Origin of the sequence: Borborobacter xinjiangensis (assembly GCF_047739745.1) — a bacterium.
GTDB lineage: Bacteria > Pseudomonadota > Alphaproteobacteria > Rhizobiales > Rhizobiaceae > Pseudaminobacter.
In genome coordinates, this window is the sequence record NZ_JBLLVA010000002.1 from 18,407 (window position 1) to 44,292 (window position 25,886).

A 25,886-nucleotide genomic window follows, 5' to 3' on the forward strand; every position below is an offset into this window, starting at 1 on the left:
CATGATTGCCATCATCTCCTCGGCGAAAAGACAGGGATTTTGGATGACGAACGGATTTAAGGGCCTGCGGATCACCAACACGCTGACGCGCACGAAGGAAGACTTCGTTCCGATCGATCCAGGGAATGTGCGCATGTATGTCTGCGGCCCGACGGTCTACGACTTCGCGCATGTCGGCAATGCACGGCCGGTCATCGTCTTCGACATTCTCTACCGCTTGCTGCGCCATCTATATGGTGCCGACCACGTCACCTATGTGCGTAACATCACCGACGTGGACGACAAGATCAACGCGCGCGCGCTGCGCGATTTTCCCGAACTGCCGCTCAATGAGGCGATCGGCCGGGTGACGGCGAAGACCGCCGAGCAGTTTCACAAGGATGTGGCCGCTCTCGGCTGCCTGCCGCCCACGCACGAGCCTCGCGCCACCGAATTCGTACAGCCGCGCGCCGACGGCAAGGTCGACATGGTGACCTTGATTCAACGGCTCATCGAACGCGGCCATGCCTATGAATCGGAAGGCGAAGTTCTGTTCGATACTGCCTCGATGAGTGATTACGGGCAGCTCTCTAAGCGCAATCTTGATGAGCAGCAGGCGGGCGCGCGCGTGGCCGTCGAGGGACACAAGAAAAACCCGGGCGATTTCGTGCTGTGGAAACAGTCGTCGGCCGAAGAGCCCGGCTGGGAAAGCCCCTGGGGAAGGGGGCGCCCCGGCTGGCATATCGAATGCTCGGCCATGTCGGCGGCCTATCTCGGCGAAGTGTTCGACATCCATGGCGGCGGACTGGACCTGATCTTCCCGCACCATGAGAACGAAATCGCCCAGTCGCGCTGCGCGCACGGCACCGACGTCATGGCGAATTACTGGCTGCACAACGGCTTCCTCCAGGTCGAGGGCCGCAAGATGTCGAAGAGCGAGGGCAATTTCGTCACGATCAACGAACTGCTGGAAACCGACAGGTTCGGCGGCCGCAAATGGCCGGGCGAGGTGCTGCGGCTGGCCATGCTGATGACGCATTATCGCGAACCGATCGATTTCAGCGTACGCAAGCTGGAGGAGGCGGAGGCAGTGCTAGACGGCTGGTATCGTGCGGTCGGCGACACTATGGTTTCAGAGATTTCCTGCGCCGATGTGCTGGGCGCGTTGTGCGACGATCTGGGCACTGCAGGTGCGGTGACCGGACTGCACGAATTGCGTGGCGAGGCGGCAAAGGGCAGCCAGGGGGCGCGGGCATGCCTCAAGGCCAGCGCCGCGATGCTCGGACTTCTGGAGCGGACCGAAACCGAGTGGTTTGCCGCGAAAGCGTCCAGTGCCGCGATCGATGCCGATACGATCGCACCGCGCATCGCCGCCCGCCTTGCCTTCATCCGCGATAAGAACTGGGCCGAAGCCGACCGGATCCGCGACGAGTTGCTGGCGCAAGGCATCCAGCTCAAGGACGGCAAAGACCCCGCCACCGGCGAGCGCATAACCACATGGGAGGTGAAGCGATGATCGATCATCTTGGCATAACCGTCGGGAATTTCGATATATCAAAGGCATTCTACGATAAGGCGTTGGCGCCGCTTGGTGCCTCGCTGCTGATGCTGGTTCCGCTCGAACATACCGGCGGCGTGAAGGTGGGCGGCTACGGCCGAGAGCGGCCGACCTTCTGGCTGCATGAGAGCGAAAAGCCCGGGCACCATCAGCACGTTGCCTTTTCCGCCCGTTCGCGCGCCGAAGTCGACGCGTTCCACGAGGCGGCACTTGCAGCCGGCGGGCGCGATAATGGCGCGCCGGGCCTGCGCCCGCACTATCATCCGGACTATTACGGCGCTTTCGTCTTCGATCCCGACGGCAATAATATTGAAGCCGTCTGCCATTTGCCGGAATAGGGCGAAGACAATGATGAGCCTCGACAACAAACCTGTCTATTCCGGCGGTTGCCAATGCGGCGCCGTGCGCTTTCGGGTCGAAGGCGCGCTCGGCGATGCTTCTGTCTGCCACTGCCGCATGTGCCAGAAAGCGGGCGGCAACTTTTTTCTTCCGCTTGTCGCGGTACCGAAGGCAAGGCTTACCTGGACACGTGGCGAGCCGAAACGATTCCAATCGTCGAACCACGTCCTGCGTGGCTTTTGCGGCGAGTGCGGCACACCGTTGACCTATGAGGCACCCGACGGCGTGGCCCTGACAGTTGCGGCTTTTGACGATCCGGCCGGTATCGCGCCGACTGTCCAATGGGGCATCGAGGCGAAGCTGCCTTATGTGGACACAATTGCAGACCTGCCAGGCAAGGACACGATGGCGGACGGGGGCGCCTCGGAATTTCTCGCGACGCTCGTCTCCTACCAGCATCCGGACTACGACACTGAAATCTGGCCGCCGACGAAGGATGAACGCAATGAATAATGGACTGCGCGAACTTTATCCGGAAATCGAGCCCTTCGACAGCGGCATGCTGGAGGTTGGCGATGGCCACCAGATCTACTGGGAGCGCTCCGGTACGCGCGGCGCCAAGCCGGCTGTCTTTTTACATGGTGGTCCCGGCGGTGGCATCTCGCCCAAGCATCGCCGGCTGTTTGATCCCGAACTATATGACGTGATCCTGTTCGATCAACGCGGCTGCGGGCATTCGACGCCGCATGCCGAACTGGAAGCGAACACGACCTGGCATGTCGTCGCCGACATGGAGCGGCTGCGCGAGATGGCGGGTTTCGACAGATGGCTGGTTTTTGGCGGCTCCTGGGGCTCGACCTTGGCCCTGGCTTATGCCCAAACGCATCCCGAACGGGTGAGCGAACTCGTGCTGCGAGGCATCTTCACGCTGCGGCGCGAGGAGATCGACTGGTACTATCAGCGTGGCGCGTCGCAATTCTTCCCGGAAAAATGGGAGCGCTTCGTCGCCCTCATTCCCGAGGAGGAACGCGGGAATCTCGTCACCGCCTATCGCAAGCGCCTGACCAGCGACGATCCGGCCGTGCGCATCGCTGCCGCCAAGGCCTGGAGCCTGTGGGAAGGCGAGACGATTACGCTGCTTCCTGATCCGTCGACCAGCGGCGCCTTCGGCAAGGATGAGTTCGCCGTGGCCTTTGCGCGCATCGAAAATCACTATTTCATCAATGGCGGCTGGATCGAGGATGGCCAACTCATCCGCGACGCCGGCAAGCTGAAGGGTATTCCAGGCGTCATCGTCCAGGGCCGCTACGACATGGCCTGCCCGCCGGCGACCTCATGGGCGCTGCACAAGGCGTGGCCCGAGGCCGAATATCATCTGATCGAGAATGCCGGTCATGCCTATTCCGAGCCAGGCATCCTCGATCGGCTGATCCGGGCAACGGACGGATTTGCGGGGAAGCGATGACTTCGATGACCAAGAGAGAGCGTATTTATCTCTATGATACGACGCTGCGCTGCCCGTCCGCCCGCAGCCGCGAAGCGGGCGAGGACGGACAAACCAAGAAAGCCGTCGCGAGGTTCGAAACAAGGTAATGACCAAGAGAGAGCGTATTTATCTCTATGATACGACGCTGCGCGACGGCCAGCAGACGCCGGGCGTCGATTTTTCGCTCGACGACAAGATCGCTGTCGCCAGTATGCTGGACGAATTCGGTCTCGACTATGTCGAAGGTGGATATCCCGGCGCCAACCCGACCGACACGGCGTTCTTCGCACGCAAGCGCAGCGAGCGAGCGCGGTTTGCGGCTTTCGGCATGACCAAGCGTGTCGGCATCTCGACCTCGAACGATCCCGGATTGGCAACGCTGCTCCGCTCCGCCTCGGATGCGGTCTGCTTTGTCGCCAAAAGCTGGGACTATCACGTTCGCGTGGCGCTTGGTTGCACGAATGAAGAAAACCTCGAAGCGATTGCGGCGTCCGTCGCGGCCGCCCGCGCCGCCGGCAAGGAGGCGCTTGTCGACTGCGAGCACTTCTTCGATGGCTTCAAGGCAAATCCGGGCTATGCGCTGGCCTGCGCCCGCGCTGCTTACGATGCCGGTGCGCGCTGGGTGGTGCTGTGCGACACCAATGGCGGCACGCAATCTGGCGAAATACGGGCCGTCGTCGCACAGGTGATCGCCGGTGGAATTCCGGGCGAGAATCTCGGCATCCACGCGCATGACGATACGGGTCAGGCGGTTGCCAATTCGCTCGCGGCCGTGGAAGCCGGCGTGCGCCAGATCCAGGGCACGCTGAACGGCATCGGCGAACGTTGCGGCAATGCCAACCTGATCACCATCATTCCGACGCTTATGCAGAAGCCGGCCTTTGCGGAGCGGTTCGAAACCGGCATTTCATTGGAAATGCTTGCCCATATTTCGCGGCTGTCGCGCAGCTTCGACGAGCTTCTGAACCGGGCGCCGGAGCCGCAGGCGCCCTATGTCGGGGCATCCGCTTTCGCCACCAAGGCCGGCATCCATGCGTCGGCATTGGCCAAGGAACCGCAGACCTATGAGCATGTGCCGCCGGAATCGGTCGGCAACCGGCGCAGGGTTATGGTGTCGGACCAGGGGGGAAGGGCGAATTTCATTGCCGAGCTCAAGCGGCGCGGCATCGACGTGCCGAAGGATGGCGGCCGGCTCGATGCGCTGATTTCCGTGGTAAAAGAGCGCGAGGCCGAGGGCTATGCCTATGAGGGTGCGGATGCGAGTTTCGAACTGCTCGCCCGCAAGATGCTTCACACGGTTCCGGAGTTCTTTCGCGTCACCAGCTTCCGCTGCATGGTCGAGCGGCGCTTCGACGCCAATGGCGAGTTGAAGACCGTATCGGAGGCGATCGTCAAGGTAAGCATTGACGGCGAGGAGAAAATGTCGGTGGCCGAGGGACGCGGTCCCGTCAACGCCCTCGACATCGCGCTGCGCAAGGACCTTGGCAAGTTTCAGGGCGAGATCGGCGATCTCGAGCTTGCCGACTACAAGGTGCGCATTCTGAACGGAGGAACCGAGGCGGTCACGCGGGTGCTGATCGAATCGCGTGATTCCACCGGCGCGCGCTGGTGGACGGTCGGCGTCTCCAACAACATCATCGATGCGTCGTTCCAGGCGCTGATGGATTCGATCGTCTACAAGCTGATGAAAAACCGCGAACTGGCCGGGCTTGTGGCGGCTGAGTGAACCATCAGCGATCGGCGACGATCTATCAAAAGTTTGAAATGGTGCCGGCTGCGAGCCGCGCTCATACCATGTCGCATGATGACCGACGCACAGACCAGTGATGCAGCCGCGCGCCGCGGATTTGCCTTCGCGCTGCTTTCCTACGTGATGTGGGGGTTCCTGCCTTTTTACATGAAGGCTGTGGACCACATTCCGGCTGTCGAAGTGGTTGCGCATCGCGCGCTCTGGTCGATCCCGATTGCTGGCGCGGTGCTCCTGCTGCTCGGCCGCACCGATATCACAGGGGCATTGCGCTCGCCTCGCACGATGTTGATGGCGATTGTCACTGCCGGCCTGATAACCATGAACTGGGGCATCTACGTCTGGGCGATCGCGGCCGACCGTGCCGTTGAAACGGCGCTCGGCTACTATATCAACCCGCTTATGAGCGTGGTTATGGGCGCGGTGTTGTTGAGAGAGAGGCTAAGCTCTCTACAGATGGCTGCTGTCGGCCTCGCTGGTGTGGCAGTGATCGTCCTGGCAATCGAAGCCCGTGGCCTGCCGTGGGTTTCCCTCAGTCTCGCCTTGACCTTTGCGCTCTATGGTTTTCTGCGCAAGACCCTGCCGATCGGCCCGAGCCAGGGCTTTTTCCTCGAAGTGGCCATCCTCTGCGTGCCGGCGCTCGCCTATATCCTGTGGCTGCAGATGCACGGCACGAGCCATTTCGTGAGTTCGAACCCGTTGGACATCGCGCTTCTGCTCGGCTGTGGCCCGGTCACCGCGGTGCCGCTGCTGCTTTATGCGTTCGGTGCGAAGCTGCTGCGCTATTCGACCATCGGCATCATGCAATATGTCGCGCCGACCATGATATTCGTGATTGCGGTGTTCGTTTTCGACGAACCCTTCAGCAACGCGCGCCTTCTGGCGTTCGGGCTCATCTGGATTGCGCTTGCGCTTTACACGTGGTCGATGTTCTTCGGTCGCCGGCCGGAAACAGCGGTGAGCGACGAAACAACGCCTGTCTGCTGAAGATGCATGGCCGTGGGCCATGGCAGATCAACTACATATTTTCGATGACCGACTCGACACCTTCCGACGGAGCCTTCTCGGCTGCGGCAGCAAGGATCGTCTCGACGATCGCCTCCGCTCGGTCGACGAAGATCGGCCGGACCAGATGGGCGGTGTGAACGAAGCCTTCCGCCTTCATGTGTCCGATCAAGGCCCGCATCGGGTTCCAGAAACCCTCAATGTTGCCGAATACCATCGGCTTGCGATGGTGTCCGAGCTGCGCCCAGGTCATGATCTCGACGATTTCTTCCACCGTGCCGATACCGCCCGGAAGCGCCACGAAAGCGTCCGATTGCTCGAACATCCTGTGCTTTCGCTCGTGCATGTTCTCGGTGATTACGACCTCGGACAAATCACCAAGTGCGTTTTGGCTCGCTTCGCGGTTGATGAGGAAGCGCGGGATTATACCCAGCACGTTGCCGCCGCCGCGCAGCGCACCTTCGGCGACCGCACCCATGATGCCTTTGGTGCCGCCGCCGTAGACAAGCCGCAATCCGGCCTCGGCAATTGCACGCCCAAGCGTGTAGCCGGCCTTCAGGTAGACATCGTTGCGCCCGGGGGAGGAACCGCAATAAACGCAGACTGACCGAATCGGATTCATGGGCTAAATTGGTGATCGCCTGCGCAACTCTGGTCAAGCCTGCCCGGGGCTTTTTCTTGTCGGCACCGGGAAAACAGGCTAGACCGCCTTTAGAGGGCTAATGGGTAGGGAATAATGGCAGGTATCGCAGCGAAGAGCTTGTTGTTTCTGGCTGGCGGCGTAACCGCCGCGGCGGCGACAGCTTATGGATTCGGCGTGTTCGACCCCTATCTTTCGCAGTCCCCGGTCACCGCGACTTCCCTTTCGCAGCCCGCCGAGCCGCAGGCGAGCCCCAGCGCCGGGCAGTTGCCGGATCAGCAGTCCGCCGCCGTGCCTGGGCCCGAACAAGCCGCCACGCCTCAACCCTCTGAGATGGCCGCTGCCACGCCCGACATCACAAAACCTTCCGCCACGTCTGAAGCCAAGACGCCGGCAGCCGCCCCCAAGGTGCTTGCGCCTTCCTTCGACGTCGTCCGCGCGGAATCTGACGGTTCGATCGTCATTGCGGGGCGGGCCGCACCTAACGCCAAGGTGGAGATCGTCATTGGCGCGAAGGTGATCGGCAACGCCGTCGCCGGACCCGAGGGTGATTTTGCCGTTGCGCTCGATACGCCATTGGAGCCGGGCGGGCATCAGATCGTGATCCGCTCCACCACGCCCGACAATGTGGTGGCGACCTCGCCCGAGACCGCGATCGTCTCCATTCCCGAGACGAAGGACGGCCAAGTGCTGGCTCTGGTCGAAAAGCCGGGCGCACCAAGCAAGCTGATTTCGGTGCCCGAGCCCACCCCGCCGAGCGAGGTCGTGTCCGAGTCTCAAGGCACCAAGCCAGCGGAGCCGGCGACGGCTGGGAGCGACAATCAGCCGGCCGATCAGCAAACCGCAGCGGCGGCACAGGCACCCGAAACCGAGAGCGCGCCGGCCGCCATCGCCGGCGAGCCCGCCGTGCGCGTCGAAGCGGTGGAGATCGACGGCCGCAAGATTTTCGTGGCCGGCATCGCCGAGCCGGGGCGCAAAGTGCGTGCCTATGCCAATGAAATCCTGCTTGGCGAAGCGGTCACCTCGCCGGGCGGACGCTTCCTGATCGAAGCCGAGCGCGACCTTCCGGTTGGTGACTATATCGTCCGGGTCGATGCGCTTGAGCCGGATGGTGTCAAGGTGGTCGCGCGCGCGGCCGTACCGTTCGAACGCGAGCCGGGGGAGGCGATTTCCGCCGTGGCGCCGCCCGCATCTGCCGCGCAGGCGCCGGGAGATAAGGCGCAAGCATCACCTTCAACCGATGCTCCAGGCGCCGAAATCGGTGCCAAGGCGCCGTTGCCTGCCGGCTCCGGTGATATTGCCGCGGCGGCACCCGAGGCACTGGCACCGAAGCTTGAGAATGTCGATGGCGCGGTCATCATCCGCCGCGGTGATTCCCTCTGGCGCATCTCACGGCGCGTCTATGGCCTTGGCGTGCGCTATTCGACGATCTATCTCGCCAACCAGCAGCAGATCCGCGACCCGGATTTGATCTGGCCGGGGCAGGTGTTCAAGGTTCCCGAGAAAACGTCCGAGGGCGAAACCGCCAACATGAAGGCGATCGAAGGGCAGGCGACGACGGCGCGGTAGACTTTCGGGTCGGCGCCTGTTGCCGAGAAGGCATTTATCGTTTATCGACGATAAGCGATGAACAAGACCCTTGAAGCTGACGTAGGAAGGTGCGCCAGACCGGCTCATGACGAAGTGGCGGCGCGGTTCGCCGCTTTGTCTCACCCGGCGCGCATAGAAATCCTGCAATATCTGTCGGGCAACCGGTCCTGTTGCTGCAAGGAGGTTGTCGAGCAGTTCGATCTCGCACAATCGACGGTGTCGCAGCATCTGAAGATCCTGGTCGAAGCCGGATTGGTGAAGTTTTCGCCCGAGAAACAGCGTTCGCGCTACGAGCTCGACCGCACCGCCTTGTCCGAACTCTCCACTTCGGTTGAGCGCCTGGTTCAGTCCTGCTGCGCGGCCCGCGAAGAACAATAAGGCATCGAAAATTGGCCTCAAAGACCGTCTCTGCCGATTCCGGCTCGACCTTCAGGACCCTGCGCAATCTGTGGCCCTATATGTGGCCGGCCGATCGCCCCGATCTCAAGGCGCGCGTGGTGTGGGCGACGCTGTTCCTGTTCGTCGCCAAATTCGTCCTGATCGCGGTGCCCTACTTCTTTAAATGGGCGACCAATGCACTCGCCGGTGATCATGCGCCGACGCCGCCCTTGCCGGATTTCCTGCTTGGGCCGGTCATGCTGGTGATTGCCTACAATATCGTGCGCATCATCCAGGTCGGTTTCAACCAGCTGCGCGACGCGCTGTTTGCCCGCGTCGGCCAGCATGCGGTTCGCCAGCTTGCGTTCAAGACCTTCATGCATATGCATGATCTGTCGTTGCGCTTCCATCTGGAGCGCCGCACCGGCGGGCTGTCGCGCATCATCGAGCGCGGCACGAAGGGCATTGAGACGATCGTGCGCTTCACGATCCTGAACTCGGTTCCGACGCTTCTCGAATTCGCGCTGACAGCCCTGATCTTCGCGGTCGCCTATAGCTGGCTCTACGTCCTCGTCGTCGCGGTTACAGTGGTCGTCTATACGTGGTTCACCGTCTGGGCGAGTGACTGGCGCATCGGCATCCGGCGCGAAATGAACGATTCCGATACCGACGCCAATACCAAGGCGATCGATTCGCTTCTGAATTTCGAGACCGTCAAATATTTCAACAATGAGCGGATGGAGGCCGAGCGCTTCGACCGCTCCATGGCACGCTACGAGGTCGCCGCGACCAAGACCTGGACCTCGCTCGGCTGGTTGAATTTCGGTCAGGGCGTCATTTTCGGCATCGGCATGGCCATTGTCATGTGGATGTCGGCTCTGGAGGTCATGGCCGGCACGCAGAACATCGGCGATTTCGTCTTCATCAACGCCATGCTGATGCAGCTTTCGGTGCCATTGAATTTCATCGGTTTCATCTATCGCGAAATCCGACAGGCGTTGACCGATATCGAGCAGATGTTCGACCTGCTCGATGTCAAGCAGGAAGTGGTCGATCGTTCCGGCGCGCAGGCGCTTGCCGTGACCGGCGGCAGCGTCGAATTTCGCGATGTGCGTTTCGCCTATGATTCGGCCCGGCCGATCTTGAAGGGTGTCAGTTTCAAGGTTCCGGCCGGCCGCACCGTTGCCATCGTCGGGCCGTCGGGTGCAGGTAAATCAACGATTTCGCGGCTTCTGTTCCGCTTCTACGATATTCAGGGCGGCGCCATCCTCATAGATGGGCAGGACATCCGCGACGTTACGCAGGAAAGCCTGCGCGCCGCGGTCGGAATGGTTCCGCAGGATACCGTTCTGTTCAACGACACAATCGCCTACAACATTCGCTACGGGCGGCCGACCGCAAGCAAGGACGAAGTGCGCAGGGCTGCCGAACTCGCGCAGATCGGGCCTTTCATCGAGCGGCTGCCCGAAGGCTATAAATCGATGGTCGGTGAGCGTGGCTTGAAGCTTTCCGGTGGCGAAAAGCAGCGTGTGGCAATTGCCCGCACCATCCTCAAGGCGCCGCCGATCCTGATGCTGGACGAAGCGACCTCGGCGCTGGATACGCAAACCGAACAGGAAATCCAGACTGCGCTCGACCTTGTCAGCCGCGGCCGCACGACCATCGTCATCGCCCACCGCCTGTCGACGGTGATCGCCGCCGATGAGATCATCGTGCTGAAGGACGGGCAGATCGCCGAGCGTGGCACGCATCTTTCGCTGCTTGCCGCCAATGGCCTTTATGCTTCCATGTGGGCGCGCCAGCGCGAGGCGACTGAAGCCGAGGAGCGCCTGCGGATTGCCCGCGAATCCGACGAGCTTGGCATCGTCGTGCGCCACCGAATGTCGGAAATCTGAGCGCCTGAACGAGCCGGCGTAGGCAGATGGAAAAATGACGCAGGTTTTTCCACTGCAATGTTGCGTTGCGGCTCGCCCTCGTTTCCGCTAAGCAACCGGCAGCCAGACACGGAGCCGCCCCCGCCCAATGAGCCTTGTCGACACAGTCAGGAATGTCTTCGTGCCGATCCATCGGGAGGGCTACCCCTTTATCGGGGCCTTTGCCGCCGCCACGCTGATCCTGGGCTATTTCTCGACGAGCCTGTTCTGGATCGGTCTGATCCTGACGGCCTGGTGCGCCTATTTCTTCCGTGATCCGCAGCGCGTCACGCCCGTCGATGACCGTTTCGTGGTCAGTCCGGCAGATGGCGTGGTGTCGGCGGTCGGCCCGGCTCTGCCGCCGCGCGAGCTTGGCCTCGGAGACGGCGAGATGATCCGCATCTCGGTATTCATGAACGTGTTTTCCTGCCATGTGAACCGCGCACCCGTGCGTGGCCGCATTGCGCGCATCGAGCATCGCCCCGGAAAATTCCTCAATGCCGAACTCGACAAGGCAAGCAGCGAAAACGAACGCAACGGCCTTGTGATCGAAAGCCCGCACGGCATTGTCGCCGCCGTCCAGATCGCAGGTCTGGTGGCGCGACGCATCGTCTGCTGGGCGCAATCGGGCGGCAACATCTCCGTCGGTGAGCGATTCGGTCTCATCCGCTTCGGCTCGCGGGTGGATGTTTTCCTGCCGGCGGGAGCGTCGGTACGCGTCGCCGTTGGCCAGACGGCGGTCGCCGGCGAGACGATAATCGCCGAATTCGGCGGCGAAGCGGCGACGCCGCTGGTGCGGGTTTCCTGACCGGTGGCCGAGCCGTTCCAGCCCTTCGAACCGCATGGCCACGGTGGGCCGCGCATTCGCGAAATCCCGCTGCGCATGGTGTTGCCCAACCTGATCACCGTGCTTGCCATCTGCGCCGGGCTTTCGGGCATTCGCCTGGCTTTCGAGCATCGTTTCGAAACCGCTGTGACGATGGTGCTGATTGCTGCCTTCCTCGACGGCATCGACGGCCGCATCGCGCGGATGCTCAAGGCAACGTCCAGATTCGGCGCGCAAATGGACTCGCTTGCCGACATCGTCAATTTCGGCGTGGCGCCGGCACTGGTTCTCTACGCGTTCCTGCTTGATCGCGCCGGATCCCCCGGCTGGATCGCGGCCCTGCTGTTTGCCATCGCCTGTGGTCTGAGATTGGCCCGGTTCAACGTTCTCGACGAGGAAGAGCATCCCGTCGGCTGGCAGTCGGAATATTTCGTCGGCGTGCCGGCCCCGGCTGGCGCGGTGGTCGTCATGCTGCCGATCTATCTGGTGTTCATCGGCGCGATCGCGCCGGACCGCACCCTTGGTTTCCTGAGTTCCGTTTTCACGGTGCTTGTCGCATTTCTGCTGGTCAGCCGGCTGCCCGTCTATTCCGGCAAGAAAATCCGCATTCCGGGCGACAGGGTGCTGCCTTTGATCCTTGGCGTCGCTTTCTTCATCCTGCTGCTCGTCACCTATCCTTGGCAGACGCTGTCGATTTCAGCCCTCGCTTACATGATCTTCCTGCCGCTGAGCGCGCGGGCCTATTCGCGCCGCGCCAAGATCGAGGAAGAAAAGGCGACAATGCCGGACGCGCAGTAGTCCCGTTCAGGCGGCCGCCTCCGTCCCGAGCTGTTCCATCACCATCCGGCGCGCCGTGACATAGTCGGTCTTGCCCGACCCGAGGGTCGGAATCGCATCGACCTTGACTATGTCGTGCGGCACCATCAGCTCGCTCGCGCCAGACAGCCTGCCGAACTGCCTGATCAGGGAGATGTCGGCATCGGCGGCGGTGGTGAGAAGGGCGATCCGCTCGCCTTTGCGCTTGTCAGGCAAGGCTACGACCGCATGGCTCTCCTCCGGCCAGAGCGAGTGAACGAGCATCTCCACCGCTCCGAGTGAAATCATCTCGCCGGCGATTTTCGCGAAGCGCTTCGCCCGCCCACGTATCGTCAGGTAGCCTTCGCGGTCGGTCGAAACGACGTCGCCGCTGTCGTGCCAGCTATCCCCAAGTGGCTGCAGGATGCCGGGCTTCTCTGCCGTCATGTAGCCCATCATCAGATTGGGACCCTGGAGCAGCAGCCGGCCGCCTTCGCGGATCCCTTTGATGGGTTCCAGGCGAACGCGTATGCCGGGCAAGGGGCGCCCGGCCGTTCCCTCGCGGCCATGCGTGGCCGTATTGACCGACACCACGGGTGCAGCTTCGGTCAACCCGTAGCCCTCGATAATCTCGACGCCGAAGCACTCGCGCCATATGCGCCGTGTTTCCGCTCTCACCGGCTCCACGCCGGCCACGGCGAAACGCAGGCCGGCGAAATCGCCGTCCTTGGCGGCTCGCGCATAGGCGGCAAGGAAGGTGTCTGTGCCGAACATGACCGTCGGCTGGATCTTGGCCGCGATCTCAGGAATGAGCTTGGTATGCAACGGCGAGGGATAGAGGAAAAGCCGCACGCCGGTCAGCAGCGGCAGCAAAGTGCCTCCGGTCAGCCCGAAGGAGTGGAAGGCCGGCAGCACGTTGAGAAGCTTGTCGTCAGGACCGAAGGCGATGCGCGCCTCTACTTGCATGGCGTTGGCGACAAGGTTGCGGCTGGAGAGGACCACCGCTTTCGGATTCCCTTCCGAACCTGAGGTGAACAGGATCACGGCTGGGCTGGCGGCATTCTGCGCAAGAATGGGCCGACGCCAGGAAACCAGGGCCGCGAGTCTGTCGAATATGGTAATGGATTGCCGCAGATCCTCCAGCCAGATGAATTTCGCGCCACCCTTTTCGGCAGCCTCGACAATGGCGGCAAGATCGCCTTTCTGCACGAAGGCTCGAGACGAGACGACGGTCCGGATCACTGCGGTCCGCACGGCGGAAGTGACGCTGGCCGGGCCTGTTTTGTGATTGATCATCGCCGTCACCCGGCTGCCGGAAGCGAGGCCGAGCAGCGTCAGCACCATGGCGTTGCTGTTGGGCAAAAGCACGCCAACGGCTTCGGCAGGCGCGGTAAGCGAGGCGAATCGCTGGCCGAGTATGCGTGCGCTGACGAACAGCCGCCTGTAGCTCAAAATCCCATCGATTGGATCTTCGACGATTGGATGCCACGGCTTGAAGCGGCTCGCTGCATCGCGGACTGCCAGAAACAGGCTGCGGTCCGGGTCGGTGGCGGCAAGCCGCGCCTCGGCCAGGCGGTCGAACAATGCGTTGGAAGGGCGGGAATCCGGACGCTCCATAAGCTGCTGGATGGTCATCGGCTCGAGCACGCTGATCGACAGCCCGGGAAACAAACTGCGTGGCGCTTTCGTGACCGGACTGAGCGAAAAGGGCAGATGCCGCGCGCCGCCGATGAAAATAGGGACGATCTTGGCATCGGCCTGCACTGCCATGCGCGCCACGGCGCGGAACAGCCGGTAGGACTTCACATCCGGTTCGACATTGTCGGGCAGGTAGACGGCAAGGCGGCCGCCGCCTTTCAGGAAGCGCACCAGCCGGCGGCTGAGAAAGACATGCTTGGCGTTGAAGGCGATCGTGCGGGCAAGCACGCGCCAGGGTTCCAGCCAGGGTGATTTTGCCGAAGCCTCGTCAAGGATGTGCAGCGTGTCGTCCGGCAGCAGGGCCAGCATCAGCGCCGGATCAAGGCGCGACTGGTGGGTAACTGCATAGATGACCGGGGCTGCTACCTTGCGCGCGTCTCGCATCCGCCAGTCGTGAATCCGGTAGACAAGCTTCAGCGGCACATAGAGCAGTGCCTGTCGAGCACTGATGCCTAGCCGAAGCATCTGCAGGATCGCCATCGCCGCATAAGCGGCAGCCATTACAAGCGCGATCGTAACGATCAGGACCATGCCGCACTCCCAACGTTGCTGTTGTCACGGTTTTTGCGGCCGTTTCGAAGAGGAGAAATTAGACGAAGCAACGCGTACGTCAATGAGGCGTTCGCCACATTGCGATAACGCTGTGTCCGGCAAAGAAGAAGCCGGCCATTTGGCCGGCTTGGAGTAAAGGGACGGGCGGGGGGCCGGGCTTGGGGGACGTGCCCGTCCTCACACTCAAATGCATGAAGGGTCGGAAGGTTCCATCACTTGCGTAAACTATTGCAATCGGGCGGTTTTCCTACGGAAATGCTCCGCGGCGATAATGACCAGGCCCGCACCGATGATCAGCGCCGCTCCAAGGAAGACTTCGCGGCGGGGAATGTCGCCCCAGATGGCGAAGCCGAGCCCGAATGCCCAAACCAGCGAAGTATATTCGAACGGCGCGATCACGGAAACCGGCGCACGTTTCATGCCTTCGAACAGGGCGAACTGGGCGATACCGCCGAGAACGCCGACGCCAACCAGCAGCAGCGTCTGCTTCCAGTCGGGCATCTGCCACAGAACGAGCAGGGGTGTGCCGGCTATGACAAGGAAGAAGGCGTTGTTGAGAACGAGTTGCACCAGGGTTTGCTCCTGAAGAGCGATCTTGCGCATCAGAACGATCGACAGGGCCCAGAGGAATGCCGCCATGAGGACCATCGCAACCGGCAAAGTGATGCCGAATGTGGCCGGGTCGCAGGCGATGAATACCCCGGCGAATCCGAGGAGCACCGCCAGCCATCTGATCAGCGGCACCTGCTCGCCAAGTATGACGATGGACAGAATGGTGATGATGACCGGTGCCGCGAAATAGATCGTCGTCAGCTCGGCAAGCTGCAGATATCGGGCGGCGCTGTAGAAGCAAAGCCAGGCGGCCAGGATAAGAAAGCTGCGCAACAGCATCGGTTTGACGATGGGCGAACGTGCAGAAGCCGCAAGGACCTTGTGGCCGCCGATGAGCACGCAACCGCCGAGGATGACGGCGCTACGGAAGAATAGCACCTGCCAGACGGTGAGGCTTGCCACCAGCAGTTTGATCGCGGCGTCCTGCATGGAAAACAACAGATAGGCTACGCCGGTCAGCAGGATGCCGGCGTAGATGTTTTCACGCGCGTCGAGAGCAACGGCACTGGCCATACCGAATACCTGCGGCAACAGCGGATGAGCAAATTATCAACGGTTTTGCTCGTCCGCCGCCCACTGGCTGGTTTGGCGCGATCAAGCGAGCACCACTATAAGGTGCGGGCACATCGTCAGGCTACGCCAGCCGCGCGAAGCCGTTGGCGCAGGCGGTTACCATCTGTGATATTACTGCCATGGACGCGAAAGCTGATGCCGACAGGGAGGTTGCCATGGACGCAGCGGAACTGAAGCGATTGCAGACACCATTGAAGGAAGCTTATCGCGACGATGCCGCACGCGCGCTCATCACGCTTCGCGCCAGGGGATCGGTCGATGATGAGGCAATCGCCTGCAAGGTCGAAACGGGCCGTGCGGTCGCTGTCGCCGGCTTGCATCCGGCGACCGGCGGCACCGGGCTTCAGCTATGCTCCGGAGACATGCTTCTTGAGGCGCTTGTCGCCTGCGCGGGGGTGACGCTCAAGGCTGTTGCCACGGCGCTGGAGTTCCGGCTCGGCGGTTGCACGGTCGAGGCTGAGGGTGATCTCGATTTTCGCGGTACACTGGGCGTAGTGAAGGATGCGCCGGTCGGGTTTCGTGCGATCCGGCTATCCTTCGATCTCGATACGGACGAACCGCAGGACCGCATCGATACATTGCTGAAACTTACCGAGCGCTATTGCGTGGTGTTTCAGACCCTGAATGTCAGGCCCGACTTGTCGGTGAACGCTGAGGTGCGCCGAAAGATCGCCCGGATGTGACCAGCCGGGCGATTCGGCTTGGAGCTATTCGGGATAGCTAATTGACGGCGAAGCAGTAAAACAGGCCGTCGCCTCCGGTGCCCTGGAGCGCTTCCTGGCTGCAGCCGCCGCGCGATGCATGTGAGGAGTTCCACGATTTTGCAGCCGCTGAATCGTCGAGTCCCATGCGGTCATGGTGCCCCACCATCGCAGCACCTTCGGTGCCGTTCATGGTCCAGTCGCCGCAGGTCTGCTCAGCCTTGGTGCCATCCGGCATCGTTCCGGTCAAAATATCGTGCCGGTTAGGCTCATCGCCGCGGCCATTGACCGTCATGCCCTTCTCGTCCAGCGCGGTCTGCTTGGTGATGCCATTGGCATCGCTGTGCAGCGAGGCCACATCGTCGGCGATCTTCTCGCCTTTGGCATTGAACCATGGTCCGCTGCCGATCCGATCCTTGGCGTCGGTGTCGCTGGTCGAGAGATAGGCGTGCCAGGTCTTGCCGCTGCTGCCGGCGGCCTCGGCGAGTTTCTGGCATTGGGCGTCGGCGCCCTCAAGGCCGCCGAGGTTGGCACCTTTGCCGAGCCCCTGGCTGGTGACGAAGAAGCTCATCGAGGTGTCTTGCGCGCTGGCCGCCGAAAGAGCGGCAGCTAAGCCGGCGACTGTCAGAAATGCGAGGCGTATCATGGTTTTCCTCCGATTGGCCCACCCGGAGGAAGACTAGGGTGGCAGGGAAATCGCCGCCAATCACAACGCCGTGTTGGAAGGCTTTAGCGGATTTCTGCTCAGGATTGTTATTCCGGCATACGGTAGGAAACCCAGCGACCGTGTTTCGCCAGATAGATTTTGCCGGTTTCGCTCAGTTCGGGGCTTGCCAGCGGCAGGATCTTTTCCGCGATCTCGGCGGGATGCGGCAAGGTGCTGGGGTCTTCGCCGGGAACGGCCTGTGCGCGCATGGCGGTTCGCGTCGTGCCGGGATCGACGCAGTTGACGCGCAGCTTGGTGTTCTTGGTCTCATCGGCCCAGGAACGCGCCAGGGCTTCAACCGCGGCTTTCGAGGCAGCATAGGGCGCCCAGAAGGCGCGGGCGGAGTGCGCAGCCCCCGACGAGAGGATGATGGCGCGGCCGGCGTCGGATTGGCGCAGCAGCGGATCGACCGAGCGGATCACCCGCCAGGTGCTGGTGACGTTGACCGCCATGACCTTGTCGAACACCTTCGCCTCGACATGGCCGATGGGTGCGATGACCCCCAGCACGGCGGCATTGGCGACGAGAATGTCGAGCTTGCCCCAACGCTCGTGAATGGCGCCGCCAAGGCGGTCTATCCCTTGCATGTCTGTAAGATCGAGCGGGACGAGCGTGGCTTGACCGCCTGCGGCCTTGATCTCGTCGTCGAGTTCCTCAAGGCCACCGACTGTGCGGGCAACCGCCACCACATGCGCCCCGGCCGCGGCCATCTGCTTGGCGATCTGGTAGCCGATGCCGCGCGACGCGCCGGTAACGAGCGCAACGCGCCCCGAAAGGTCAGGAATGTCAGGCATTATGATCCGCTTCCGGCCAGCAGTGACAAGGTGCGCACATTGTCTGTGCCTTCGGCGTCGACGAGTCGCGTCGGATATTGTGCACTGAAGCAGGCATCGCAAAATTGCGGCTGCTCGCTGTCCCGTCTTGCCTCTCCGACCGCACGATATAGCCCATCGAGCGAGAGGAAGCCGAGCGAATCGACGCGAATGAAGTCAGCCATTTCTTCCACAGACATGCGCGAGGCGAGCAATTTCGCCGTCTCGGGCGTATCGACGCCGTAAAAACATGCCGAGCGCGTCGGCGGGGAGGCGATGCGCATATGCACTTCTCGGGCACCCGCGTCTCGCACCATCTGCACGATCTTCTGGCTGGTGGTGCCGCGAACGATCGAGTCATCGACGAGCACGACCCGCTTTCCTTCGATCATGCGGCGGTTGGCGTTGTGCTTCAGCTTCACGCCCATATGCCGGATGGAATCCGTCGGCTGGATGAAGGTGCGGCCGACATAGTGGTTGCGGATGATGCCGAGCTCGAAGGGCAGGCCGGCCTGCTGGGCAAAGCCGATGGCCGCCGGCGTGCCGGAATCGGGTACCGGCACGACGATGTCGGCATCGACCGGGTTTTCCAGCGCCAGTTCCATGCCGATGCGCTTGCGCACGTCATAGACATTGCGTCCTTCGACCGTGGAATCGGGACGGGCGAAATAGACATATTCAAAGACGCAGAAACGCGATTTCTGCGGCTCGAATGGAAAGATGCTTTCGATGCCCTTCGTCGTCACCACCACCATCTCGCCAGGCTTGATGTCGCGCACGAAGCGCGCGCCGATAATGTCGAGCGCGCAGGTTTCGGAAGCGAGGATCCAGGCGCCGTCGAGATCGCCGAGCACCAGCGGGCGGATGCCGAGCGGATCGCGGCAGCCGATCATCTTCTTGGAGGTGAGCGCCACCAGCGAAAACGCGCCCTCCAGCGTGCGCACCGCTTCAATGAAGCGCGAATTCAAATCCTTCTCGCGGCTGGTGGCGACGAGATGCAGGATTGTTTCGGTATCCGAAGTCGACGAGAAGATCGCGCCCTGCTTCTGCAGCGTACGCTGCACCGTCATGGCGTTGGTGATGTTGCCGTTGTGGGCGATGGCGAAACCGCCGTCTGAAAATTCGGCAAACAGCGGCTGGACATTGCGCAGCCCCGAGCCGCCGGTGGTGGCGTAGCGGGTGTGGCCGATGGCGCGATTGCCCTTGAGGCTGTCGAGCACCCTTGGCTTGGTGAACGTATCGCCGATCAGGCCGACATGACGCTCGACATGGAACTGGCTGCCGTCATAGGAGACGATGCCGGCCGCTTCCTGGCCGCGATGCTGGAGCGCATGCAGGCCGAGCGTCACGATTGCGGCGGCGTCCTGCCGGCCGAATATGCCGAACACGCCGCATTCGTCGTGGAAATGATCGTCGGCCTCGCCTAGCAAGGTGTCGTCGACATGTGCCATCGGGCAGCCTCTTGTCAGAAAGCCATCATATAGGATGGACGCACGCGCGGCGCCACCGTCAATTGTTCGCCGGCGGCACTTCTGCGGGCGGTGCCGTTTCGGACGGCTGGGTTTCGGTGCCGGCCTGCGGCGTCGTGTCCGGCTGCAGCCGCTTGAGGATCGAGTTTTCGGGATCGTCAGGCAGGAAGCTTTCCAATTTCGTGCCGACGCTTTCGAGAAGCGGCTTCGATTTGGCGTTGGCGATCCAGGCTGGCGGGTTGGTGCCGACGAGCCAATTGAAGAACAGCAGGCCGACCGCCACGACCAGGATGCCGCGCGCCGCGCCATAAAGGAAGCCGAGCGTACGGTCGAGCGCGCCCACGCGCGAATCGATGATGAAGTCGGCGATCTTCATGGTGATGACGGTAACGACGATCAGCGCGATAATGAAGACGATGCCGGCGGCCGCTCCCATCGCCAGCTTTTCGTTGTCGATATAAGGGGTCACATAGGGCAGCACTGCCGGATAGAACAGATAAGCCGCCACCGCTGCGGCGATCCACGACGCGATGGAGAGGATTTCGCGGGAAAAGCCGCGCACCATGGCAAGCATGGCCGAAACCAGCGTGAAGCCGACGAGAATTCCGTCAAGCAGCGTAATCGGCATGTCGTTCCCACTCCATCTGGCGGTTTCCGCCTTGCCGTCCCCGGTGGCGGGAGCGGCTCAGTCGTCGGCATTTCGGCGCAGCGACCCGGCAATTCGTACCACAAGGTCGGTGAGCGTCGCCGGCTGAAAGGCGCCGGACCCGATTCCGCCCGTGATCTCCTCGCTGCCTTTTGGCAGAACCGCCTGTCCAAAACCCAGTTTTTCGGCTTCCTTGAGCCGCTGTTGCGCATGCGCAACCGGCCTTATGGCCCCCGAAAGGCTGATTTCGCCGAAATAGACGCAATCAGCCGGAAGGGCAAGGCCGGTGAGCGACGAAACCAGAGCGGCGGCAACGGCGAGATCCGCGGCGGGTTCGGAGATGCGATAGCCGCCGGCGACGTTCAGATAGACGTCATGGGTGGCGAAGCGCACGCCGCAATGGGCCTCCAGAACCGCGAGCACCATGGCAAGCCGCGGCTGATCCCAGCCGACGACGGCGCGGCGCGGCGTGCCGAGCGGGGAGGGGGCGACCAGCGCCTGGATTTCGACCAGCACCGGCCTTGTGCCTTCCATGCCGGCAAAAACCGCGGCTCCCGGCGATTTGGCATGCCGCTCGCCGAGGAAAAGCTCCGACGGGTTGGAAACTTCGCGCAGGCCCTTGTCCGACATTTCGAACACGCCGATCTCGTCGGTCGGGCCGAAACGGTTCTTCACCGTCCGCAGGATGCGATAATGATGCCCGCCTTCGCCTTCGAAATAGAGGACCGCGTCGACCATGTGCTCGACGACACGTGGCCCGGCGATCTGGCCCTCCTTGGTGACATGGCCGACCAGCACCACCGCCGCACCGGTGGATTTGGCATAGCGGATCAGGGCCTGCGCCGACGAGCGCACTTGTGTAACGGTGCCTGGCGCCGAATCCGCAAGGTCGGTCCACAGCGTCTGGATCGAATCGAGAATGACGAGGTCGGGTCGCTTGCCTTCGGCAATCGTCGCCAGAATGTCCTCGACATTGGTTTCGGCCGCCAGTTCAACGGCCGATTGGGCGGCGCCCAGCCGTTGGGCCCGCAACCTGATCTGCGCGACGGCCTCTTCGCCGGATACGTAGACGATGCGATGACCCCGGTTGGCAAGCGCTGCGGCCGCCTGGGTGAGCAGCGTGGATTTGCCGATGCCCGGATCGCCGCCGACCAGAATGGCGGAGCCGCGAACGAAGCCGCCGCCGGTGGCGCGGTCCAGTTCGCCGATGCCGCTGGCGATGCGCGGCGCGTCTTCGATCTCGCCGGACAAGCTGGTGAGTACCACCGGCCGGCCCTTTCGGGCGCTACGGGTTGCAGCCGGACCGCTGCCGATGCCGCCCGAAGTGCCTTCCTCGATCAGCGTGTTCCACTCGCCGCAGGCGTCGCACTTGCCCGCCCAGCGCGTGTGGACCGTGCCGCAATTCTGGCAGATGAACTGGATGCGGGTTTTAGCCACGGCTCATCCGTCCCGCCCGGTATCAGCCAAAAGGAGCCAGAGGAAAGAGGATAGCGCAAACACGAGACGCCTATTCAATCCGCTCAGGCAGATGGTGTTCTTCCGCCAGGTCGAAGAAGCGGGTGAATTCGCCCTGGAAGCCCAATGAGACAGTGCCGGTCGGGCCATGGCGCTGCTTGGCGATGATCACCTCGGCCTTGCCGGCCGCCTCGGCCATCTCTGTTTCCCATTTGAGGTGTTCTTCACTGCCGAGCTTTGGTTCGCGGTTCTTCAGATAATATTCCTCGCGATAGACGAAGATCACCACGTCGGCATCCTGCTCGATCGAGCCGGATTCGCGCAGGTCGGAGAGTTGCGGGCGCTTGTCGTCGCGATTTTCGACCTGACGCGAAAGCTGCGACAGTGCGATGATCGGCACCGAAAGCTCCTTGGCCAGCGCCTTCAAGCCCGTGGTGATCTCGGTCACTTCCTGCACGCGGTTTTGCGAGGCTTTGGCCGATGAGCCCTGCATGAGCTGAATATAGTCGATTACGATGACGTCGAGGCCGCGCTGGCGCTTCAGCCGGCGGGCGCGGGCAGCAAGCTGCGCGATCGAAATGCCGCCGGTCGAATCGATAAACAGCGGTATCTTCTGCATCATCTGCGAGCAGCCCACCAGCTTCTCGAAGTCGTGCTCGGTGATTTCACCGCGCCTGATCTTCGACGATGGAATTTCCGTCTGCTCGGAGATGATACGGGTCGCAAGCTGCTCGGACGACATTTCGAGCGAGAAGAAGCCGACGACGCCGCCATTGGCCGCCTTGAACGAGCCGTCGGCCTGCTGGGCGGGCTCATAGGCGTGGGCGATGTTGAAGGCGATGTTGGTGGCAAGCGAGGTCTTGCCCATGCCTGGACGGCCGGCAAGCACGATAAGATCGGACGATTGCAGGCCGCCCATGCGCTGGTCGAGATCGCGCAGGCCCGTCGCCGTTCCCGAGAGATGGCCGTCTCGCATATAGGCTGCGTTGGCCATGTCGACGGCGGTCTTCAGCGCGTCGGTGAAGCTCTCGAAGCCGCCGTCATAGCGGCCGGTCTCGGCAAGCTCGAACAGGCGGCGCTCGGCATCCTCGATCTGCTGCTGCGGCGCCATATCGACCGGCGCGTCATAGGCGATATTGACCATGTCCTCGCCGACGGTGATCAACGCGCGGCGGGTGGCGAGATCGTAGATGGCGCGGCCATAGTCGGCAGCGTTGATGACGGTAACGGCTTCGGCCGCAAGGCGCGCGAGATAGTGCGCGACCGTCATGTCGCCGACCTTCTCCTCCGCAGGCAGGAAGGTCTTGATCGTCACCGGATTGGCCATCTTGCCCATGCGGATGAGCTCGCCGGCGACCTCGAAGATCTTGCGGTGCAGCGGTTCGTAGAAATGCGAGGCTTTGAGGAAATCCGAAACGCGATAGAAGGCGTCATTGTTGACGAGGATCGCGCCGAGCAGTGCCTGTTCCGCCTCGATATTGTTGGGCGCTTCGCGATAAAGCGGTGTCTCGGCGACGCTGAATTTTCGTGCTGCCTCTGCCATGACGTCCCTGATGCCTGTCCAGCCACTGCGCTATCAGACGCAGCCGCCGGCCGTAGTAACTATCGCGGCATGATGCCCATGATTCACAGCTCGGTGAGGTCGTCCACAGATCAGTTGAACGGGCCGGTGAATCCGGATTGACGCGAATCACGGAATCATAGCGCGGCCCGCCAGGAAGGGCATCCTCAAGCGGTGCGCGGCCCGAAAAGAATGATCGAAGCGCCGATGACGCAGATCGTGGCGCCGACAACGTCCCAGCGATCGGGGCGTACGCCTTCGACAAGCCACAGCCAGGCCAGCGAGGCTCCGATGTAGATGCCGCCATAAGCGGCATAGGCGCGGCCTGCGTCGGAGGACTCGGCGAAAGTCAGAAGCCAGCCGAACAGTATGAGCAAGCCGATGCCCGGAATCAGCCAAAGCGCCGATTTTTCGAGCCGCAACCATGCCCAGAAGGTGAAGCAGCCGGCAATTTCACAGAGCGCGGCGGCGAAGAATATCGGAATGCTCATAGGGTAAGGACTTTGCTGAAATGGACACCGCCCTTCCGTAGCTTCGTGGAACAGCTTGGGGAAGGGCGGCGGATTGTCGGCGCCGAAAAACGCTAGCTTATTTGCCTTTTTCGGAAATCCGCTTTTGCGCGCGCTGCTTGCGGGCAGGTTGCGCTCGCGGCTCATGTGCGGCCTCGTGCATGGCAAGCGTCTTTTCGCATTTGCCGATATAGTCGCGGGTCAGCGGCACGATATCGTTGCGGCGGGTTAGCTGGATCTGGAAAACCATCAGGTCCTGCCAGCGGAACGCCGCTTCGGAGCCCGCCAGGTAGAATTCCCACATGCGGCAGAAACGCTCGTCGTAGATCTCCTTGGCGCGTTCGCGGTTGGCCATGAAACGCGCTCGCCAGTTCTTCAGCGTCTCCGCATAGTGCAGCCGCAGAATTTCGATATCAGCGACCATCAGTCCGGATTTTTCGATCACCGGCAGCACCTCGGAAAGTGCGGGGATGTAGCCACCGGGGAAGATATGCTTGCGAATGAAGGCGTTGGTGGCGCAGGGCGGCCCGCTGCGCCCGATCGAGTGCAGCACCATGACGCCGTCGGGCTTGAGAAGCTGCGCGCATTTTTCGAAGTAAGTGCGGTAGTGATTGACACCGACATGCTCGAACATGCCGACCGAAACGATGCGATCGAAGCGTTCGGTCAGGTTGCGATAGTCGCGAATCTCGAAATGCGCATGGTTGTCGAGCCCTTCGGCGCGCGCGCGGTCGGTTGAAACCGCGTGTTGTTCGGTTGAAAGCGTCACGCCGAGCACCTCAGCCTCGAAGGTTCTCGCCAGATAAAGACCGAGGCCGCCCCAGCCGGAACCTATATCCAGAACGCTCTGGCCCGGCTGCATGCGAAGCTTCGCTGCGATATGCCGCTTCTTGGCAAGCTGCGCTTCTTCGAGCGTCATGTCCGGCCGCTCGAAATAAGCGCAGGAATACTGCATGTCCTCGTCGAGGAAGAGCTTATACATCTCGCCCGAAAGGTCATAATGGCGCTGAACGTTGCGCTTGGAACGCCCGGTCGTGTTCAGCTGATAAAGTCGGCGGAAGGCGCGGCGCATGCCCTCCACGGCCTTGGTCCAGGCTGCCTCGACGGTGCCGTGTGGTCCCATGTTTTCGTAGGCGATGCGCAGAAGACCGAGAATATCGCCCTCGACCACGTCGAGTTCGCCGTCCATGAAGGCTTCCGGCAACGCCAGCATCGGATCGAGCGCGATGGCGCGCGCTGCCCGTTTGGTCCGGATCACCACATGTACGGGATCGCCGCTGCCGTCCCCGAATTGATGATGCCCGCCGTCAGGGCCGGTGATTTTGAGATTGCCGGTCCGAACCAGGCGTTCGACGATGCGTCGCAGCAGGATATTCATGGCGTTGCCCTCAATAAGTTAGAGCGGCATGCCAACGAAAGCCCTCCACGCTTCCATCCGCTCCAGAAATAAGAGTGGCCTATCTTGCGTCAAAGCGCCACGGCTTCAATAGTTCCAGTCGCCATGAAAAAGCCCGGGTGCGTGGCCCGGGCTTTGGTCCAGTTCAATTTTGAACTGTTTATGTCTTAAAGCGTGATCAGGCTTCCTCGCCTTCGGCTTCGTTCGGGTCGAAGAAGTTCTCCGGACGCGCATTCTCGTTGATGTCTTCGCCATAGATGGCTTCCGCCGAATCAAGCTTTTCGCCCTTGGCCTGCCGCTCGGCTTCGTCGGCGGTGCGCGCGATGTTCAGGGTGATCGTGACCTCGACTTCCGGATGCAGCGAAATCGCGACATTGGTCAGGCCGATGGTCTTGATCGGATGATTGAGCTCGACCTGCGTGCGGCTGACGGAAAAGCCTTCGGCGGTGATGATCTCGGCGATATCGCGCGTCGACACCGAGCCGTAGAGCTGGCCGGTTTCGCCGGCGGAGCGCACCACGATAAAGGTCTTGCCGTCCAGGCGCTCGGCGATCTCCTGCGCTTCCGTGCGGCGCTCGCTGTTGCGGGCCTCGAGCTGGGCGCGCTGGCCTTCAAACTTCTTCCTGTTGGCTTCGTTGGCGCGCAGCGCCTTGCCCTGCGGCAAAAGGAAATTGCGGCCGAAGCCGTCCTTGACCTTGACGACGTCGCCCATGTGGCCGAGGCGGGCAATGCGTTCGAGCAGAATGACTTCCATTGTTCTGTTCCTTTCGAAGGTCGCCACGAATGGCGGAAAACAGGCAGGAAGCTAAGGGTGGCGCCAGGCGCCTCGGTCGCTGTCCTGCCGGTGAGGCAGTTAGGGAGCCAATCAGGGGTTCCCAACCCGGGATTTGATGTGCCCGAAACCCGCGCCCGTCGCGGGAAGGGGGGCGGGCGGCGCGCC

At 62.2% G+C, this 25,886-nt stretch carries 23 protein-coding genes and 1 pseudogene; 12 read left to right on the forward strand and 12 right to left on the reverse strand.

The annotated features are described in order from the left end of the window. Positions 1-43: 43 nt before the first annotated feature. The 6 genes from cysS (at position 44) to rarD (ending at position 6,096) form a co-directional block, all read left to right on the forward strand. Positions 44-1,495 carry a cysteine--tRNA ligase gene (gene cysS / locus ACLKMW_RS02310; protein WP_415722772.1) on the forward strand — a complete coding sequence of 484 codons (1,452 nt, stop codon included), beginning with the start codon at positions 44-46 and terminating at the stop codon, positions 1,493-1,495. Continuing rightward, the gene (locus ACLKMW_RS02315) at positions 1,492-1,875 is read left to right on the forward strand and encodes a VOC family protein (RefSeq protein WP_415722773.1); all 384 of its coding nucleotides are present in this window, start codon (positions 1,492-1,494) and stop codon (positions 1,873-1,875) included. Before cysS ends, ACLKMW_RS02315 begins: the two co-directional genes overlap by 4 nt. A 13-nt stretch (positions 1,876-1,888) precedes the next feature. Beyond that, positions 1,889-2,389: a GFA family protein gene (locus ACLKMW_RS02320; RefSeq protein ID WP_415723168.1), complete on the forward strand. Its 501-nt coding sequence runs from the start codon at positions 1,889-1,891 to the stop codon at positions 2,387-2,389. Then, a complete protein-coding gene (gene pip / locus ACLKMW_RS02325) occupies positions 2,382-3,341 on the forward strand; it encodes a prolyl aminopeptidase (protein WP_415722774.1) in 960 nt (319 codons plus the stop codon). Before ACLKMW_RS02320 ends, pip begins: the two co-directional genes overlap by 8 nt. Before the next feature lie 127 nt (positions 3,342-3,468). Beyond that, the gene (gene cimA, locus ACLKMW_RS02330) at positions 3,469-5,088 is read left to right on the forward strand and encodes a citramalate synthase (RefSeq protein WP_415722775.1); all 1,620 of its coding nucleotides are present in this window, start codon (positions 3,469-3,471) and stop codon (positions 5,086-5,088) included. 75 nt (positions 5,089-5,163) lie between these two features. Then, complete coding sequence (gene rarD / locus ACLKMW_RS02335) at positions 5,164-6,096, forward strand: EamA family transporter RarD (RefSeq protein ID WP_415722776.1); 933 nt, start codon at positions 5,164-5,166, stop codon at positions 6,094-6,096. A 31-nt stretch (positions 6,097-6,127) separates the two neighbouring features. Here rarD and ACLKMW_RS02340 read toward each other — a convergent pair whose 3' ends face one another. Beyond that, entirely contained in the window at positions 6,128-6,736 is a 609-nt protein-coding gene (locus tag ACLKMW_RS02340) for an LOG family protein (RefSeq protein WP_415722777.1), read from the reverse strand. Between the two features lie 114 nt (positions 6,737-6,850). Between ACLKMW_RS02340 and ACLKMW_RS02345 the strand changes: the two genes are divergently transcribed. The 5 genes and pseudogenes from ACLKMW_RS02345 (at position 6,851) to pssA (ending at position 12,259) form a co-directional block, all read left to right on the forward strand. Continuing rightward, positions 6,851-8,323, forward strand: coding sequence for a LysM peptidoglycan-binding domain-containing protein (locus ACLKMW_RS02345; protein WP_415722778.1), 1,473 nt, complete (start codon positions 6,851-6,853; stop codon positions 8,321-8,323). 57 nt (positions 8,324-8,380) lie between these two features. Next, positions 8,381-8,722, forward strand: coding sequence for an ArsR/SmtB family transcription factor (locus ACLKMW_RS02350; protein WP_415722779.1), 342 nt, complete (start codon positions 8,381-8,383; stop codon positions 8,720-8,722). A gap of 11 nt (positions 8,723-8,733) precedes the next feature. Next, positions 8,734-10,617: an ABCB family ABC transporter ATP-binding protein/permease gene (locus ACLKMW_RS02355; protein ID WP_415722781.1), complete on the forward strand. Its 1,884-nt coding sequence runs from the start codon at positions 8,734-8,736 to the stop codon at positions 10,615-10,617. A 124-nt stretch (positions 10,618-10,741) separates the two neighbouring features. After that, positions 10,742-11,443 (forward strand): annotated as a pseudogene (locus ACLKMW_RS02360) (phosphatidylserine decarboxylase); the annotation flags it as partial. Between the two features lie 3 nt (positions 11,444-11,446). Then, positions 11,447-12,259 (forward strand): CDP-diacylglycerol--serine O-phosphatidyltransferase, encoded by an 813-nt coding sequence (gene pssA, locus ACLKMW_RS02365; RefSeq protein ID WP_415722782.1) that lies wholly within the window; start codon positions 11,447-11,449, stop codon positions 12,257-12,259. Positions 12,260-12,265: 6 nt separating this feature from the next. On the opposite strand, the gene ACLKMW_RS02370 is transcribed toward pssA, so the two are convergent. Continuing rightward, positions 12,266-14,479 (reverse strand): AMP-binding protein, encoded by a 2,214-nt coding sequence (locus tag ACLKMW_RS02370; protein ID WP_415723169.1) that lies wholly within the window; start codon positions 14,477-14,479, stop codon positions 12,266-12,268. 252 nt (positions 14,480-14,731) lie between these two features. Beyond that, on the reverse strand, positions 14,732-15,631 hold the full coding sequence (locus tag ACLKMW_RS02375; protein WP_415722783.1) for a DMT family transporter: 900 nt from the start codon (positions 15,629-15,631) through the stop codon (positions 14,732-14,734). A 215-nt stretch (positions 15,632-15,846) separates the two neighbouring features. On the opposite strand from ACLKMW_RS02375, the gene ACLKMW_RS02380 reads away from it, so the two are divergent. Beyond that, positions 15,847-16,374, forward strand: a complete 528-nt coding sequence (locus ACLKMW_RS02380) for an OsmC family protein (protein ID WP_415722784.1) — start codon at positions 15,847-15,849, stop codon at positions 16,372-16,374. Between the two features lie 37 nt (positions 16,375-16,411). On the opposite strand, the gene ACLKMW_RS02385 is transcribed toward ACLKMW_RS02380, so the two are convergent. The 9 genes from ACLKMW_RS02385 to rplI all read right to left on the reverse strand — a co-directional run bounded on the left by ACLKMW_RS02385 (position 16,412) and on the right by rplI (position 25,700). Next, on the reverse strand, positions 16,412-17,038 hold the full coding sequence (locus tag ACLKMW_RS02385) for a hypothetical protein (protein WP_415722785.1): 627 nt from the start codon (positions 17,036-17,038) through the stop codon (positions 16,412-16,414). A gap of 107 nt (positions 17,039-17,145) precedes the next feature. Then, positions 17,146-17,892: an SDR family NAD(P)-dependent oxidoreductase gene (locus ACLKMW_RS02390; RefSeq protein WP_415722786.1), complete on the reverse strand. Its 747-nt coding sequence runs from the start codon at positions 17,890-17,892 to the stop codon at positions 17,146-17,148. Continuing rightward, a complete protein-coding gene (purF, locus tag ACLKMW_RS02395; protein ID WP_415722787.1) occupies positions 17,892-19,361 on the reverse strand; it encodes an amidophosphoribosyltransferase in 1,470 nt (489 codons plus the stop codon). The genes ACLKMW_RS02390 and purF overlap by 1 nt, the downstream gene beginning before the upstream one ends. A gap of 58 nt (positions 19,362-19,419) precedes the next feature. Beyond that, positions 19,420-20,007: a CvpA family protein gene (locus tag ACLKMW_RS02400; protein ID WP_415722788.1), complete on the reverse strand. Its 588-nt coding sequence runs from the start codon at positions 20,005-20,007 to the stop codon at positions 19,420-19,422. A 57-nt stretch (positions 20,008-20,064) separates the two neighbouring features. After that, the gene (gene radA / locus ACLKMW_RS02405) at positions 20,065-21,462 is read right to left on the reverse strand and encodes a DNA repair protein RadA (RefSeq protein WP_415722789.1); all 1,398 of its coding nucleotides are present in this window, start codon (positions 21,460-21,462) and stop codon (positions 20,065-20,067) included. A 70-nt stretch (positions 21,463-21,532) separates the two neighbouring features. Next, a complete protein-coding gene (locus ACLKMW_RS02410; RefSeq protein WP_415722790.1) occupies positions 21,533-23,023 on the reverse strand; it encodes a replicative DNA helicase in 1,491 nt (496 codons plus the stop codon). A gap of 185 nt (positions 23,024-23,208) precedes the next feature. Next, positions 23,209-23,532, reverse strand: a complete 324-nt coding sequence (locus ACLKMW_RS02415; protein WP_415722791.1) for a YnfA family protein — start codon at positions 23,530-23,532, stop codon at positions 23,209-23,211. Positions 23,533-23,629: 97 nt separating this feature from the next. Next, a complete protein-coding gene (locus tag ACLKMW_RS02420; protein ID WP_415722792.1) occupies positions 23,630-24,928 on the reverse strand; it encodes a class I SAM-dependent methyltransferase in 1,299 nt (432 codons plus the stop codon). 196 nt (positions 24,929-25,124) lie between these two features. Further along, positions 25,125-25,700: a 50S ribosomal protein L9 gene (gene rplI / locus ACLKMW_RS02425; RefSeq protein ID WP_415722793.1), complete on the reverse strand. Its 576-nt coding sequence runs from the start codon at positions 25,698-25,700 to the stop codon at positions 25,125-25,127. Positions 25,701-25,886 lie beyond the last annotated feature (186 nt).

What these genes read in the sequence shown, in the direction of transcription:
- rplI (WP_415722793.1), bottom strand. Translation starts at nt 25,700, where the DNA reads ATGGAAGTCATTCTGCTCGAACGCATTGCCCGCCTCGGCCACATGGGC.
- ACLKMW_RS02385 (WP_415722785.1), bottom strand. Translation starts at nt 17,038, where the DNA reads ATGATACGCCTCGCATTTCTGACAGTCGCCGGCTTAGCTGCCGCTCTT.
- ACLKMW_RS02320 (WP_415723168.1), top strand. Translation starts at nt 1,889, where the DNA reads ATGAGCCTCGACAACAAACCTGTCTATTCCGGCGGTTGCCAATGCGGC.
- ACLKMW_RS02420 (WP_415722792.1), bottom strand. Translation starts at nt 24,928, where the DNA reads ATGAATATCCTGCTGCGACGCATCGTCGAACGCCTGGTTCGGACCGGC.
- ACLKMW_RS02390 (WP_415722786.1), bottom strand. Translation starts at nt 17,892, where the DNA reads ATGCCTGACATTCCTGACCTTTCGGGGCGCGTTGCGCTCGTTACCGGC.
- ACLKMW_RS02410 (WP_415722790.1), bottom strand. Translation starts at nt 23,023, where the DNA reads ATGGCAGAGGCAGCACGAAAATTCAGCGTCGCCGAGACACCGCTTTAT.
- ACLKMW_RS02400 (WP_415722788.1), bottom strand. Translation starts at nt 20,007, where the DNA reads ATGCCGATTACGCTGCTTGACGGAATTCTCGTCGGCTTCACGCTGGTT.
- ACLKMW_RS02315 (WP_415722773.1), top strand. Translation starts at nt 1,492, where the DNA reads ATGATCGATCATCTTGGCATAACCGTCGGGAATTTCGATATATCAAAG.
- purF (WP_415722787.1), bottom strand. Translation starts at nt 19,361, where the DNA reads ATGGCACATGTCGACGACACCTTGCTAGGCGAGGCCGACGATCATTTC.
- rarD (WP_415722776.1), top strand. Translation starts at nt 5,164, where the DNA reads ATGATGACCGACGCACAGACCAGTGATGCAGCCGCGCGCCGCGGATTT.
- pip (WP_415722774.1), top strand. Translation starts at nt 2,382, where the DNA reads ATGAATAATGGACTGCGCGAACTTTATCCGGAAATCGAGCCCTTCGAC.
- ACLKMW_RS02340 (WP_415722777.1), bottom strand. Translation starts at nt 6,736, where the DNA reads ATGAATCCGATTCGGTCAGTCTGCGTTTATTGCGGTTCCTCCCCCGGG.
- ACLKMW_RS02380 (WP_415722784.1), top strand. Translation starts at nt 15,847, where the DNA reads ATGGACGCAGCGGAACTGAAGCGATTGCAGACACCATTGAAGGAAGCT.
- cysS (WP_415722772.1), top strand. Translation starts at nt 44, where the DNA reads ATGACGAACGGATTTAAGGGCCTGCGGATCACCAACACGCTGACGCGC.
- ACLKMW_RS02415 (WP_415722791.1), bottom strand. Translation starts at nt 23,532, where the DNA reads ATGAGCATTCCGATATTCTTCGCCGCCGCGCTCTGTGAAATTGCCGGC.
- ACLKMW_RS02375 (WP_415722783.1), bottom strand. Translation starts at nt 15,631, where the DNA reads ATGGCCAGTGCCGTTGCTCTCGACGCGCGTGAAAACATCTACGCCGGC.
- cimA (WP_415722775.1), top strand. Translation starts at nt 3,469, where the DNA reads ATGACCAAGAGAGAGCGTATTTATCTCTATGATACGACGCTGCGCGAC.
- ACLKMW_RS02345 (WP_415722778.1), top strand. Translation starts at nt 6,851, where the DNA reads ATGGCAGGTATCGCAGCGAAGAGCTTGTTGTTTCTGGCTGGCGGCGTA.
- ACLKMW_RS02350 (WP_415722779.1), top strand. Translation starts at nt 8,381, where the DNA reads ATGAACAAGACCCTTGAAGCTGACGTAGGAAGGTGCGCCAGACCGGCT.